Genomic DNA, 14,333 nt, shown 5'->3' on the forward strand with positions numbered 1-14,333 from the left:
AAGATAGAAGGCTAGATTTGTTTAAGCAAATCTAGTTTTTTTATTGCAAAATTTTTAGACCAATTTTTATGAAGAAGTGTATAATTAATTTTCGAAAAAACTTTTTCGGAGGAAATATTGTGTCTGATAAAAGCGAATCGCTGACTAAATTAGAAGAGGATGAAAAGTATAATCGACTAACAGCATTGAAGTTATTTGCGATGACTTCATCGATGGTTATTTCAGTTAATGAACTAGCTCCTTTTGGAAAAACTGGACCAACCGCAGTCTTTTATTTACTATTAGCTGGGTTAATATGGTTTGTACCAATTACGCAGATGGCAGGAGAAATGGCTTCTGTTGATGGCTGGGATAAGGGCGGAATTTTCACCTGGGTAAAGGGATCGCTGGGAGATCGTGCTGGCTGGACCGCAATGTTTTATCAGTGGATTCATATTACAGTTGGGATGAACACGATGATGTACGTTATTATTGGTGCATTGTCGATTACCTTTAATACTCCTTGGTTTAATACAACACCAAGTATTAGATTTTTACTGATGATGGTAATTATCTGGTCAATTACTATTGTTGAAATGGTTGGAGTTAAAAAGATTGGTCATATTACAGAATGGTTATTTGCATTAGGAATTGCGTTACCAGTCATTTTACTAATCGTTACGTTCTTTATATATTTAATTCAAGGCCGTCCCTTATATATGCATTTAAACTGGGATAATATTATTCCACATCATTTAACTGGGACTACCTTAGTAGCTTTTGTGCCATTTGTACTTGCCTTTTGTGGTGGTGAAGCATCTGCACCACATGCTAAATACTTAGAAAATCCAAAGAAGTATTCTACAGTTATGCTTGCTCTAGCGATCACTGCTATTTCTTTTGATTTATTAGGTAGTACGGCAATTGGAATGTCAGTTCCTAAAGATCAAATTCAAAATTCAACTGGCTTTGTTTATACTTTCGGAAAAATTTTAGATTCAATTGGTTTACCTGGCGACTTAATTAAAAAATTTATCGGTGTGTTATTGGCAGCGGGTATTATTGGGGAATTAGGCAATTGGCTTGCTGGTCCTAGTCAGGGAATGTTTGAAGCAGCTAAAGAAGGTTATATGCCTAAATTTTTTGCAAAATCTACTAATCGTGATGTTCCGATGAGATTAATTGTTTTACAGACTTTGATTGTAACGGCATCGGCTGTTTTAATTACTTTTACCAGTGGAAAGAACTCAGATTTTGCCTTTAATGTTTCTTTAGCAGCAACTACTGCGCAATATTTAATGGTTTATATTTTGATGTTAATTTCTTATATTGTTTTGAAAATAAAGCATGGAAACTTAAAGCGTAGTTATTATATGACTAAAAATAAGGCGTTAGGCATTACGATTGCGATTATTGCCCTGGTAATAACTGTAGTTGCTTTCTTTATTTCATTTATTCCTGCTCAAGGTACGCCAGCATACTTAAGAGGGGTTTATGTTTGGACGATGATTGGGCTTTGCATGATTGTTACGATTCTGCCACTGGTGATATATCATTATCATCGCCACTTTTAAGTAGAATAAATGAAAGTTAAAAAAATATTAATAAAATAAACTTTTTACTTGTAAAAAGTTATTAATAAGATTACATTTAAGATGTATTCAAGTAAGAAGTGTAAAGCAAAAGAGCTATGGTAAATTTGAGGTATCCATAGCTCTTTTGTTTTATTAAATTTAATGACTTAAGGAATAAAAAAGAATGAATAATCCTGAAGAAATACAGCACTTCATTGACGTTTTAATTAAAGAAGATAGCTTTGTCAAAGCTGCTAAAAAATTATATATTTCGCAACCATATTTAACTCAGCTGATCAAAAGAATTGAAAGTCATTTAGGTACTCCAATTATTAATCGAGATAAAAAGCCATATTCATTAACGCAAGCAGGGCTACTTTATTACCAATATCTAGAAAATGTTTCTTACGATAAACAGCAATTAAATAAAAAGATTGCTAAATATACACACCCTGATAAGGAAATTATCAAAATTGGTATTCTAGAAAGTTTAGGAACGTATTTACTACCAGAAATATTGCCAGATTTTTTAAAGTAAAATCCGCAAGTAGAGATTCAGCTTTTCGAAAATTTCCCTAGGGAAAATGAAAAGAACTTGCTAAGTGGAAATATTGATTGCTACATTGGCCAAACTCCTGAAGCAATTGATTCAAGCCTAGATATTGTTAGTAATGGTGGGGAAAAGTATTATATCGTAATTTCACCAGCTTCTCCTTATTATCAAGCTGGAAAGTTTATACTTGATCCACATGAATTAGATCTAAAAGAGTTACTACAAGAGCCGTTCGTTTTAAGCGTTCCGGGTTCTGCAATTCGCCATCAAGTGAATGGCGTGTTTCAAAGATTTCACTTAGAGCCCAAAGTGATTTTAGAGTCTAAAAGTATTATTACGGCTACTAGTTTGGCAATTCATGGGATGGGGCTCACAATTTCCACTGCTAGTATTATTAAACGAATTGGTGAGACACCCATTAATTTGTTTCCTATTAGCCATGACCTAATTAATGTCGTTTTCTTTATTGCATCTAGGCGGGAAAAAAATAAATCAAAGGCTCTAAAAAATCTAATTAGAGAATTTAAGAATAAAAACCTGCAAGCAATTATCAGGTAATATTCTCTACTGTAAATTAGCTATAACAAATTTGTTATTGGTAAGTTACAAAAAAGATATTTAAGCAGTGCGTTTCAATCACCTATAATTTAGGTATGAAAAAGGTTTAAGAAAGGGCATTAGAATTATGAAATCGGGAAAGTATGAAGTAAGAGCTAAGGGCCATGGCGCAAGTTTCATGCCTATGGAAGTAACCCTCTCTGAAGATAAAATTGAAGATATTAAGGTAGACGCTAAGGGCGAAACTAAAGGTGTGGCAGACGAAGTCTTTAGACGTTTGCCAGAGGAAATTGTTAAAAATCAGACTTTAAATGTTGATACCGTCAGTGGTGCCACTATTTCTAGTCATGGTGTGATTGACGGAGTAGCCACTGCAATTAGTGAAGCTGGTGGTGATCCTGATGAGTGGAAGAAACGTGCTAAGCCTGCAGAACAAAGAGAAAAAGATGAAACGTATACTACTGATGTTACAATTGTAGGTGCTGGTGGTGCCGGTTTAGCTGCAGCAGCAAGAAGCATCCAACATAATAAAAAGGTTATTGTGCTTGAAAAATTCCCACAAATTGGTGGGAATACCAGTCGTGCAGGTGGTCCAATGAATGCGGCTGAACCTGATTGGCAAAAGCAATTTAAAGCTTTAGCTGGCGAAAAGGAAACTCTTGAAGAATTGGCAGCAACTCCAGTTGAAAAAATTGATCCAGAATATCAAACGGATTTTAAGGAGTTGCAAAAGCAGATAAAAAAATATGTTGCTTCTGGAGCTAATTACTTATTTGATTCAAAATTACTTCATGAAATTCAAACTTATTTAGGTGGTAAACGTACAGATTTGAAGGGTAATGAAATTCATGGAAATTATGCCTTAGTTAAAGAATTGGTTGATAATGCTTTAGATTCAGTTCACTGGCTGGCAGATTTAGGAGTAGATTTTAATCGTAGCCAAGTGACAATGCCGGTTGGTGCTTTATGGAGAAGAGGACACAAGCCAGTTGAGCCAATGGGTTATGCTTTTATTCATGTTTTAGGTGACTGGGTAAAAGAACATGGTGGCACAATTTTAACCGATACTCGTGCTAAGCATTTAATTATTGAAGATGGCAAAGTTTGCGGTGTAATTGCAAAAAGACCCGATGGCAGTAAAATTACTATTCATGCCAAGGCAGTAATTTTAACTGCTGGAGGATTTGGTGCAAATACGCCAATGGTTCAAAAATACAATACTTATTGGAAACATATTGATGATAATATTGCGACTACTAATTCTCCAGCTATTACTGGTGACGGGATTGGCCTTGGTAAGGAAGCAGGCGCAGATTTGGTTGGAATGGGCTTTATTCAAATGATGCCTGTTTCTGATCCTAAGACTGGTGAATTATTTACTGGTCTTCAAACTCCTCCAGAAAACTATATTATGGTCAATCAAAAGGGAAAGCGTTTCGTAAATGAGTTTGCAGAACGTGATGTTTTAACTAAGGCAGCGATTGATAATGGCGGTTTATTCTACTTAATTGCCGATGACAAGATCAAAGATACTGCTTATAACACAACGCAAGAATCAATTGATGCGCAAGTTAAAGCAGGTACCTTATTTAGAGCAGATAGTTTAGAAGAGTTAGCTAAACAAATCGGTATGGATCCAGATACTTTAGTCGATACAATTAAGAAATATAATTCATATGTCGATGCCGGAAAAGATCCTGATTTTGAAAAGTCCGCCTTTAACTTAAAATGCGAGGTAGCACCATTTTATGCTACGCCAAGAAAGCCAGCCATTCACCATACAATGGGTGGTTTAAAGATTGATACTGGCGCGCATGTTTTAGATAAAACTGGCAAGCAAATTTCTGGTTTGTATGCGGCTGGTGAAGTAGCTGGTGGTATTCATGCCGGCAACCGCCTAGGTGGAAATTCTCTTGCTGATATTTTTACTTTTGGTAGAATTGCCGCAAACAGTGCTATTGATGAATTAGAAAAATAGTATAGATAGATTAAAACGTTGTAAACACTGGAGTTTGCAACGTTTTTTTGCTAAAATACTAAAAATACTTAATTTTTTTGGAGGACTTGAATTGAGAGAAGCGCAGGAAAAAAAGCTAACTACAAAACAGTACTTAATTGTAGCATCAATGATCTTTGCACTGTTCTTTGGTGCAGGAAACTTAATTTTCCCACTTCATTTAGGTCAGCTTGCTGGTAAAAATTGGGGACCAGCAGCAATTGGCTTCTCAATTACAGGGGTAGTCTTACCTTTACTTTCACTTCTTGCAGTTGCAATTACTCGTAGTAATGGTGTTTATCAAATTGGATTACCAGTAGGAAAGATCTTTGCTCTTTCTTTCATGACCTTAATGCAGCTAACAATCGGTCCATTATTTGCAGCACCAAGAAATGCCACTGTATCTTATACTGTGGGGATTGCACCGCTTTTGCCTAAGCAATTTCATGGAATTGGTTTGATTGTCTTTACGATTATCTTTTTTGCCATAGTTTATGTGATTGCCTATAACGAGAGTGATATTCTTTCTTCTTTAGGTAAGGTTTTGAATCCGATTTTTTTAATTTTGCTTTTTATTGTCTTTGTAATTGCGTTTGCTCGCCCGCTTGGTAATCCTGATATGGCTACAACTACTAAAGAATATATGAATGGTGCGATAGTTAAAGGCTTTTTAGAGGGCTATAATACTATGGATGCTTTAGCTGGTTTAGCCTTTGGGGTTACTGTAGTAACAGCGATTAAAGAGGTAGTTAATAATGATGAAAAGAAAACTGCTAAAATGACTGCTAAGTCTGGGTTAATTGCAGTTATTGCAATTGGTGTAATCTATACTTTATTAATCGTTATTGGTGCGATGTCATTGGGGCATTTTAAAATAGCGAGTGACGGCGGTATTTTATTTTCAGAGATCGTTAAATATTATGCTGGTATTTTTGGGCAGGCGTTGTTAGCTGTTTTAATCTTTTTAGCCTGTTTAACTACCGCAGTTGGGGTCTTGGCGGCTTTTGCCTTAGATTTCAGTGCCCATTATTCAAAGATTAGCTATAAGGGGTGGCTAACAATCGGATGTCTAGGTTCGTTAGCTACAGCAAATTTGGGCTTGGAAAAAATCATTCATTGGTCGCTTCCTGTTTTAATGTTTTTATATCCCTTGGCTATTGTATTAATTATTCTATCTGTATGTTCACCGCTATTTAAAGACGACATGGTAGTATACAAAATTACGATGCTTTTAACTCTAATTCCAGCGATTTTTGATTTAATTACTAACTTGCCTGCACCAATTTCTGGAACACAGTTTTATAAAGTAGTAAGTCAGATTCGCTTACAATATTTACCTTTAGCCAATATTGGCTTATCTTGGGTTGTACCAACAATTTTAGGATTAGTTATCAGTGTCTTGATTCATTTTTGGCGCCGTAAAGCTAATAAAATATAGTAATTCAGCTATGGTTCATTTGAATCATAGCTTTTTTGTTGGGATAATGAAGCTAGGTGATAAAAATGAGTTTAACCAATAAAGTGCCCGAAAAAGATGTGCATGATTTATTTACTCGGGTAGCTCCGCATTATGATCAGATGAATAATTTAATTAGCTTAGGTACGCAAAAAGGTTGGCGCAAGAAATTTCTAAAAGAATTAAAAGTAGCACCGGGTGAATTTGTCCTAGATTTATGTTGTGGTACTGGCGATATCACGATTGCTTTGGCAAAACAAGTTGGTCCGTCAGGAAATGTAATTGGACTTGATTTTAACCAAGAAATGCTTGATTTAGCTGAACAGAAAATACGCCAGCAAGATTTACAAAAAGAAATTCAATTAAAGCAAGGGGATGCAATGGAATTGCCATACCCAGATCAGAGCTTTGATATAGTAACGATTGGTTTTGGCTTACGGAATGTTCCTGATGCAAATCAAGTCCTGAAAGAAATCTATCGAGTATTAAAGCCAACTGGTAAAGTGGGAGTGTTAGAAACATCGCAGCCAACCAACCCGCTTATTAAGTTAGGATGGAAGAGCTATTTTAAGTTATTTCCTAGCTTTGCAAAATTATTAGGTGCTAATGTATCTGATTATCAATATTTGTCTCATACTACCGCCAAATTTGTTTCTGCGGAGCATTTAAAAGCAATGCTTATAAAAAATGGATTTAAAAATGTGCATGTAGATAAATTAAATTTAGGTGCGGGTGCAATTCATATCGGAATTAAGAAGTAAATGAGCTAAAATATAAAATAAAAACTAAAAAAGGAGAATTTTATGAAAACTGGTACTAAAATTATTACTTTAGACAACGGTTATCACTTGTGGACTAATACTCAAGGTGAAGGCGATATTCACTTATTAGCGCTTCATGGTGGACCTGGTGGCAACCATGAGTATTGGGAAGATGCTGCAGACCAATTAAAGAAACAAGGATTGAATGTACAAGTTACTATGTATGATCAATTAGGTTCATTATATTCAGATCAACCAGATTACTCTGATCCAGAAATTGCCCAAAAATATTTAACTTATGAATATTTCTTAGATGAAGTTGATGAAGTTCGTGAAAAACTTGGCTTAGATAATTTTTACTTAATTGGTCAAAGTTGGGGCGGTCTTTTAGTTCAAGAATACGCTGTTAAATATGGCAAGCACTTAAAGGGTGCAATTATTTCATCAATGGTTGATGAGATTGATGAATATGTTGATTCAGTTAACAGAAGAAGACAAGAAGTTCTTCCACAAACAGAAATTGACTTCATGCATGAATGCGAAAATAATAATGATTATGATAATCAACGCTACCAAGAAGATGTGCAAATTTTAAATATTAATTTTGTGGATCGAAAGCAACCATCAAAGCTTTATCACTTAAAAGACTTAGGTGGCAGCGCAGTTTATAATGTCTTCCAAGGTGATAATGAATTTGTTATTACTGGTAAGCTTAAAGACTGGCATTTTAGAGATCAACTTAAGAATATTAAGGTACCAACATTAATTACTTTTGGTGAAAATGAGACAATGCCAATTTCTACTGCTAAAATTATGCAAAAAGAAATACCAAATTCACGTCTTGTTACTACGCCTAATGGTGGACACCATCATATGGTTGATAACCCTGACGTTTATTATAAGCACTTAGCTGGCTTCATTCGTGAAGTTGAAAATGGCAATTTTAAGGGTGAATAACGATAAAAAGTCCATGCGATAGCTTCTATATTGAAGCTCTAGCATGGACTTTTTAAGCATATAAATCGCTTTCAAGGTATGTATCCTATATAATTAATAGTAAATATAGTTTTATTAATTTAAGGAGAAAAGCCATGAGGAGAAAAATAAGTAAACTGCTAGTAGCAACTGCTTTAATAGGGACATTAGGAATTTCAGTAGTGGCTTGCAACAATAATGATTCAACTAGTAAAACTAAGCAATCAAGTGTAAAGAAGACCGTTAAAGATAAGGCAAGTAATACAAAAAATACAGCAAGAAAAAGTAAGATTAAACTTAGTCAAACTGAAGCAATAAATAAATTTGATAAAAAGTATTCTGATAAAAAATTAAAAGAAATAGATCTAAAATTAGATGGTAATAAGTACTTTTATGAAATTACAGGATTTGATAAAGATAAAGAATATGAAATGACCATCAATGCTACAAGTGGAAAAGAAGTTAAATCTAGTTCTGAAAAATTAGACTTAGATGAACGTCTGCAAAAAGGACTTGATTTAGATAAGGTGATTTCTCGTGATCAAGCAAGTGAAATAGCAGAAAAAGAAGTTAAAAATAGCACTGCTAAAGAATGGACTCTAAAAATGGATCAGGATAAAGTCATTTGGGATGTAACTGTTGAATCGGGTTCAAGTAAACATGAAGTAGAAATTGATGCTATTTCTAAGAAAGTTATTAAATCAGAAAAAGATGATTAAACAAAAAATTCAGAGTTTTTAAGCTCTGAATTTTTTTATTAGTATTTTTGTAGAAATTAATTTAATAAGTAATTAGCTTATCGGCGTTCATTGTTTCATCGTCTAACTTGTAAGTCTTTAATTCAAAATCATTTTCAAAGTTGCAGTAATAAGTCTTAGTAGCAGCAGAATAGCAAGCAGTATAGACAGTGTATTCATTGCTACCTTGTTTGTTAACTACGCTGCCTTTAATCATCGCAACAGACTTTAAGGTGTTAAAGAACTTGGCAACGTTAGCTTTTTCACCTTTAACAGTTGGATAATTAACATTTAAGTAAGCTGCTTTAACAAAGCGATCTGCTGGAATGCTATCACCTGGTAAACCTAAGCTGCCAGTACCAACGCCCCATGGAGCAACTTTTTGACCGTTCCAGCTTTGAGCTGTAGCGTCATGTGGGTTTAAGCCAGTATAGTTGCCGAGATTAGTAAGGTGCCAATTAAAATCTGGGCTGTTAGTTAGAACGCCAAGCTTATCATCAAAGACTTTCATACCGTATTGCTTTGAAATCTCGACAATAATAGCTTCATCTTTGTCACTAATAATCCAGTGAAGAGGAGCAACTGCAAACGATGAATTAATAGCCTCATTAACTAAGTTAACGTTTTTTAAAGCTTCTTTTACGTCGCTGACTTTAGTAAAGTTTTGGGTGACCCAGAGCATAATTTCGTAAGAAGCTAAATTAATTTTTCCATCAATTGGACCGTCACTGAATTTGGCAAAATGCGGGAAGTTTAGACCAGCAATTCCCAAACCATCTTCATTGAAACAGTCAAAGTAAGAAGGATAGCCATCGACTACAATTCCCATGCCGATAACAGCCTTTTTAGTAGTTGTATTATCTAAAAATTTATATGGAAGAGGATAGTTGCGAGGTGTAATAATTACACCTTCACCATAATCTTGTCCAACGTCTAAGTTACGTCCAAAGTATAGATTTCCTTGACCATCAGTAAATCTTAAACCAGTACACATTTTAAAATCCTCCTTAATTATTCAGTAGTAGTTTTAGTTTCTTGCTGAATGATGTATTTCTTTTGACTTCTCTTAATTTGAATAACAGCAAATACTAAGATGATAAAACCAATTGCTACAAAGGCAATCATGAAGTACCAAGCGACTGTAAAGCTGGCTTTTCCTTTAATAATTCCGAATAATGGAGCACCAATAGCGTATCCAATCGCATAAGCCAAACCAACGTATCCTAACATTACACCCTGATCTCTTGAACCAAAGAGGTCCTTAGCCATAAATGCGGGACCAGACATGTAGCTAAATACGGCTAAACCACAGAAGATAGCGTAAGCAATACCTGCAATTTTACTTACGTGAGCGCCATAAGGTTGAAAACTGATCAGAACCATCATTAAGATGGATAAAACATACATGCAGCCAGCATACGTCATTGATTTAGCAGTACCAAATTTATCAAATAAGAACCCCCCGGAAACATTTCCAATCAAACAACCAACACCGTACATTGATCCAATGAGACCAACATCGGTTAGTGAAAGTTTAGTATCAAGAAAGGCTGCATAATCTTCATTTAAGGAAGCTAAGCCTAAGCCAATAATTAGAAAGCCAAGACTGAAAATCCAGAACCATTTCATTTGTAAAACTTGTTTACTAGTCCAGCCTTTAAATTCCTTAGCTTTAGCCAATTCTGCTTCTTTCTTGCTTTCAGCTAACTCAGCATCAGAAATAACGATTTCATCTTTCTTAGGAGTTCTAATAAAGCAGGCAATAACTATACCAATTACTAATAGAGCAACTGCGAAGATGAAAAATGGTGCCATTGAAGTCAAGTGACCGGTCTTAGTATTACCAGTCATAAAGTGCTTTAAAATAGCTTGCGTTGCAGGTTGTAAGAAAATATTACCAATTGAGCCACCGCAGAAGGCAATTCCTAGAGCAGCTCCACGTCCTTTTGCAGGGAACCAGTGGTTAATAACCCAAGGCACACCTTGACCGGAATAAAAAGTTGAGCCAATCATACAAATGATAGCGGCAATATAGAATCCTGGTAGTTTTGTACTAATTCCAAAGATTACATAGGCAATAGCGGAAAGACCAATACCGATTAAATACATAAGTCTGAAATTAACTTTCTCTAATGCTTTACCAATAAATGGCGAAGCAACTGAAGCAAAAACTGCCCCAAACGTAAAGATTAATGTATATGATGCTAAGGTAAAGTGAAAAGTATTAACTAAAGGGTGGATAAACAAAGGTTGAATATTTTGAGCAATCCCGTAAGGAATGGCTTGGGTTAACATACAAAGGAAAACCATAAAATATTTATAGCCTTTGCTAACGACCTTATCTTTAGTAGCGACATCAGTAGACATGTAATTACCTTCTTTCTAAACTAATTACTTATCTAAAATAATATTTGGTTTGCTGACGACAATATTTTTTTGCATTTGCTTAATTTTAATAGCTGCAAAAATTAATAATATAAAACCAATTGCTACAAAGAAAGTAGTGCAGCACCAAGCAGTTGTAAAACTGGTAGCGCCTTTTATGACGCCAAATAATGAGGCGCCAATTGCAAAACCAACAGCATATGCCAGGCTAATGTAACCTAAGTTAACACCTTGGGCTTTTGCACCAAATAAGCTTTTTGACATAAATGCGGGACCAGACATATAGCTAAAGACAGATAGACCACTTGTAAAGGCCCAACCCATACCAGCGTAGAAATTAATGCGATCGCCATAAGGATGAAGGCTAATAAAGATCATCATTAGGATAGCTATAATTAACATTATTCCTGCATATGCCATTGATTTGGCTGTGCCGAACTTATCAAATAAATAACCTCCAGAAATATTTCCGATGATACCAGCAAGTCCAAATACCGAGCCAATCATTCCGACTTCAGTTAAGGATAATTTAGTATCAAGGAAGGCCGCATAGTCTTCGTTTAACGAGGCCAAGCCTAAGCCGATAATTAAAAATCCAATACTAAAAATCCAGAACCATTTCATATGTAGAACTTGTTTACCGCTCCAGCCTTGAAATTCATGTGCTTGCTTTTGAGCAGCTTCGTGCCGGTTTTGCTCAACTTCTTGAGCAGAAGCTAAGATTTCATCTTTCTTTGGTACTCTAATAAAAGCCGTAATAATCAATCCAACTATTAGCAAAGCAATAGCAAAGATAAAGAAAGGTGCCATGGAAGTTAAGTGACCAGTTTTAGTATTACCGGTCATGAAATGCTTTAAAATTTCCTGGGTAATAGGTTGGAGGAAAATATCACCAATCGAGCCACCGCAGAATGCTAAACCTAAAGCAACGCCGCGTCCTTTAAACGGAAACCAGTGGTTGATAATCCATGGAACACCTTGACCAGAATAAAAGGTTGAACCAACCATACAAATAATTCCAGCTAAATAAAAGCCAGGTAACTTTGTGCTAATTCCAAAAATTACATATGCACCAGCTGAAAGACAAATACCAATCAGATATAAAATTTTAAAGTTTACTTTTTGTAAAGCCTTACCAACTAATGGTGAAACTAAAGACCCTACGACAGCCCCAAAAGTAAAAATTAATGTGTAAGAAGCTAATGTAAAATGAAAAGTATTAACTAGAGGGTGAACAAATAAAGGTTGAATTAATTGAGCGATTCCATATGGAACAGCTTGAGTTAACATGCAGAGAAATACCATAAAGTATTTGTAGCCTTTACTGACCACCTTTTGTCTATCGTTTGACATCGTATCTCTCTTCTTTCTGACAAAATACTATTAGCTTGATAAGTTATATATTATTATGCGTGTGAGCTTTGACTATAGCCACCTATATTGTGGCTCACTAAATCGAGTAAATCAAAAATAACGGCTTATAATGTTATTTAATAGGCATAATAAAAAGCCTATCTTTTTTTAAGATAGACTTAAGAAAATTATTTTTTTACATATCCTGCGATGTCATCATCGTCAAAACTATAGCTTAGTTTCTTGCCATATGCCTTTTCATAGGCTTTTTTCTTTTGTAGATAATCAATATCACGCATTCTTTTGGCGTTTTGATCAACTGTTAGACGGTCAATTGGATAGATTGTTGGCAAAACGTGAAGAATGTAGCGAGTTTTATGGAACTCGCTACTATTTTTCTCCATTTCAGGAAGATCCTGAATCTCTACAAAACAGGAAATAATTGGAACGTTGGCCTTAGCTGCGTAGTAGTAGGCACCTTTTTGAAGAGGACGCGGCTTTCGATAGTTATACCACATTTCTTGTTCTGGATAGATCAAGACCCAGCCCTTTTTATCAAAAACTTGCTGCAAATGTTTAGGAAATTCACGCCCCAAATATTGGTAGCTTTGAACAATTGGAATTGCATTAATGTTGTTCATTAAGAAACCAAAGAAACCGGGTAATTTTAAATTAGAATCTTCAATCACAATATAAAGCTTTTTGTGACATTTGTTGGCTAATTTTTTGACTGGAAGACTATCAGTTTGTTTGAAGTGATTACTAGTAACAATTGCGCCATATTTAGGCCCTTGAGCACGATGTTTATTCTTGATTTGCGTGTGGGCCATCAAAATTAAAGTATCAATATTAATAATGCCTTGGGCAATAATATTCTTTAGTTTATGACTAAACTTTTTTTGTTGTTCCCAATAATCATTAACCAGCTTGATTCTTTCGCTTTTAGTTAGGATAGGATCGCCTAATTCGACTTTGGCATGCATTTTTCCTTTTTTAACAGCTGCTTTGATATTTTCGATAACTTTTGCGCGATTTTCTCCAATAATCATAATTTAACCCTTTCGCCTTTTCTTTTAACTTGAGCCCAATTATTTGGATCAAGTGCTGTGCTAGCTTCTTTTTCAAGCATATGATCTAATTTTGCTCGGTCTTCGGCTCGCTCTTGGTCAGTATAGTTGTCTAATTCTCCCTTTAACTCCTCATAAAAAGGTGTGCTAGAGGCATATTTCCAGAAATAAGCATCATATTGGACATCTTTAAAGTGCCAAGGTTTGAAAAACAAATTATAGTGAATTAGCCCAGGTTTAGAAATGGGTTCGGTATTTTCATTAGGCATTGCATCCCAGCGTGGATCAAGATGCAAAATTCTTCCATCGCCAATCTCATTTAGGTAGTCTTGATCAGGAGCAATACAATCAAAGTGATATTGTTCAAGTAAATGCATAAAGTGATCGATAAAGTGTTCATCCCTAAAAGCCTTAGAATTTAAGACTAACATCCCCGAATTGATATATTTCTTTGGATCGAGAGCTAGAACCTCTTTAATATATTTCACCATTTTATCTACATATTGAATCGATGAGTCTGTACAAGCGGCGAATAGCTTATTATCTAAGTCGTTATTATACAGCTTAGCAATGTCATCAACGACGACGGTGTCACTATCGATGTAAATTGCTTTATCATATTGTGGAAATAGGTCCGGAATAAAGAGACGATAAAAAATAGACATTGTGAAAAAGTCTGCTCGAAGGTAGTTTTCTTTACGATTCTGGATCGGTTTTACTAATTTTTCATCGATATGGAAAAATTTAACATGTACATAGTCATTAGCAAAAGCTGCAAGTTGCTTTTGGTGTTTCTCAGACAGGTCTTGGTTTAAAAAAGTAACTGTGTAATCATTTTGCGGACTAGCATTCTTAACTAAAGAATTAAGCGAAACTGCCGCATACTTGGTAAAATCATCACTAATACTATAAAAAACAGGGATAGTCATTTTTAGTCCT

Annotated in this window: 11 protein-coding genes and 1 pseudogene; 7 read left to right on the forward strand and 5 right to left on the reverse strand. The window is 35.1% G+C overall.

Features of this window, described 5'->3' with window-relative positions; translation table 11 throughout:
• Window positions 1–68 precede the first annotated feature (68 nt).
• The 7 genes and pseudogenes from F3I00_RS00330 (at window position 69) to F3I00_RS00360 (ending at window position 8,571) form a co-directional block, all read left to right on the forward strand.
• Window positions 69–1,553: an APC family permease gene (locus F3I00_RS00330; protein WP_065169566.1), complete on the forward strand. Its 1,485-nt coding sequence runs from the start codon at window positions 69–71 to the stop codon at window positions 1,551–1,553.
• A gap of 184 nt (window positions 1,554–1,737) precedes the next feature.
• Window positions 1,738–2,664, forward strand: a pseudogene (locus tag F3I00_RS00335) (LysR substrate-binding domain-containing protein).
• 127 nt (window positions 2,665–2,791) lie between these two features.
• A complete protein-coding gene (locus F3I00_RS00340; protein WP_065169567.1) occupies window positions 2,792–4,642 on the forward strand; it encodes a flavocytochrome c in 1,851 nt (616 codons plus the stop codon).
• Window positions 4,643–4,733: 91 nt separating this feature from the next.
• Window positions 4,734–6,098, forward strand: coding sequence for a branched-chain amino acid transport system II carrier protein (brnQ, locus tag F3I00_RS00345; RefSeq protein WP_020807275.1), 1,365 nt, complete (start codon window positions 4,734–4,736; stop codon window positions 6,096–6,098).
• Between the two features lie 65 nt (window positions 6,099–6,163).
• Entirely contained in the window at window positions 6,164–6,877 is a 714-nt protein-coding gene (gene ubiE, locus F3I00_RS00350; RefSeq protein ID WP_003649692.1) for a bifunctional demethylmenaquinone methyltransferase/2-methoxy-6-polyprenyl-1,4-benzoquinol methylase UbiE, read from the forward strand.
• A 42-nt stretch (window positions 6,878–6,919) separates the two neighbouring features.
• Window positions 6,920–7,834 (forward strand): prolyl aminopeptidase, encoded by a 915-nt coding sequence (locus tag F3I00_RS00355; protein ID WP_020807276.1) that lies wholly within the window; start codon window positions 6,920–6,922, stop codon window positions 7,832–7,834.
• 134 nt (window positions 7,835–7,968) lie between these two features.
• Window positions 7,969–8,571: a PepSY domain-containing protein gene (locus F3I00_RS00360; RefSeq protein ID WP_020807277.1), complete on the forward strand. Its 603-nt coding sequence runs from the start codon at window positions 7,969–7,971 to the stop codon at window positions 8,569–8,571.
• A gap of 61 nt (window positions 8,572–8,632) precedes the next feature.
• Here the strand turns inward: F3I00_RS00360 and bsh are convergent, their stop codons facing one another.
• The 5 genes from bsh to F3I00_RS00385 form a co-directional block, all read right to left on the reverse strand.
• Window positions 8,633–9,583 carry a choloylglycine hydrolase gene (bsh, locus tag F3I00_RS00365; RefSeq protein WP_065169568.1) on the reverse strand — a complete coding sequence of 317 codons (951 nt, stop codon included), beginning with the start codon at window positions 9,581–9,583 and terminating at the stop codon, window positions 8,633–8,635.
• 17 nt (window positions 9,584–9,600) lie between these two features.
• On the reverse strand, window positions 9,601–10,956 hold the full coding sequence (locus F3I00_RS00370) for a conjugated bile salt MFS transporter (protein ID WP_020807279.1): 1,356 nt from the start codon (window positions 10,954–10,956) through the stop codon (window positions 9,601–9,603).
• A gap of 24 nt (window positions 10,957–10,980) precedes the next feature.
• Window positions 10,981–12,327 carry a conjugated bile salt MFS transporter gene (locus F3I00_RS00375; RefSeq protein WP_159310953.1) on the reverse strand — a complete coding sequence of 449 codons (1,347 nt, stop codon included), beginning with the start codon at window positions 12,325–12,327 and terminating at the stop codon, window positions 10,981–10,983.
• Window positions 12,328–12,515: 188 nt separating this feature from the next.
• Complete coding sequence (locus F3I00_RS00380; RefSeq protein ID WP_020807281.1) at window positions 12,516–13,376, reverse strand: lysophospholipid acyltransferase family protein; 861 nt, start codon at window positions 13,374–13,376, stop codon at window positions 12,516–12,518.
• Window positions 13,373–14,323: a glycosyltransferase family 8 protein gene (locus F3I00_RS00385; RefSeq protein ID WP_020807282.1), complete on the reverse strand. Its 951-nt coding sequence runs from the start codon at window positions 14,321–14,323 to the stop codon at window positions 13,373–13,375. Before F3I00_RS00385 ends, F3I00_RS00380 begins: the two co-directional genes overlap by 4 nt.
• Window positions 14,324–14,333 lie beyond the last annotated feature (10 nt).

The sequence above is a fragment of the Lactobacillus sp. JM1 genome (assembly GCF_009834385.1).
Taxonomy (GTDB): Bacteria; Bacillota; Bacilli; order Lactobacillales; family Lactobacillaceae; genus Lactobacillus; species Lactobacillus paragasseri.

Coding starts and splice junctions, on each gene's coding strand:
- F3I00_RS00340 (WP_065169567.1), top strand. CDS start 2,792: ATGAAATCGGGAAAGTATGAAGTAAGAGCTAAGGGCCATGGCGCAAGT.
- F3I00_RS00370 (WP_020807279.1), bottom strand. CDS start 10,956: ATGTCTACTGATGTCGCTACTAAAGATAAGGTCGTTAGCAAAGGCTAT.
- F3I00_RS00385 (WP_020807282.1), bottom strand. CDS start 14,323: ATGACTATCCCTGTTTTTTATAGTATTAGTGATGATTTTACCAAGTAT.
- F3I00_RS00360 (WP_020807277.1), top strand. CDS start 7,969: ATGAGGAGAAAAATAAGTAAACTGCTAGTAGCAACTGCTTTAATAGGG.
- F3I00_RS00380 (WP_020807281.1), bottom strand. CDS start 13,376: ATGATTATTGGAGAAAATCGCGCAAAAGTTATCGAAAATATCAAAGCA.
- ubiE (WP_003649692.1), top strand. CDS start 6,164: ATGAGTTTAACCAATAAAGTGCCCGAAAAAGATGTGCATGATTTATTT.
- F3I00_RS00375 (WP_159310953.1), bottom strand. CDS start 12,327: ATGTCAAACGATAGACAAAAGGTGGTCAGTAAAGGCTACAAATACTTT.
- bsh (WP_065169568.1), bottom strand. CDS start 9,583: ATGTGTACTGGTTTAAGATTTACTGATGGTCAAGGAAATCTATACTTT.
- F3I00_RS00355 (WP_020807276.1), top strand. CDS start 6,920: ATGAAAACTGGTACTAAAATTATTACTTTAGACAACGGTTATCACTTG.
- F3I00_RS00330 (WP_065169566.1), top strand. CDS start 69: ATGAAGAAGTGTATAATTAATTTTCGAAAAAACTTTTTCGGAGGAAAT.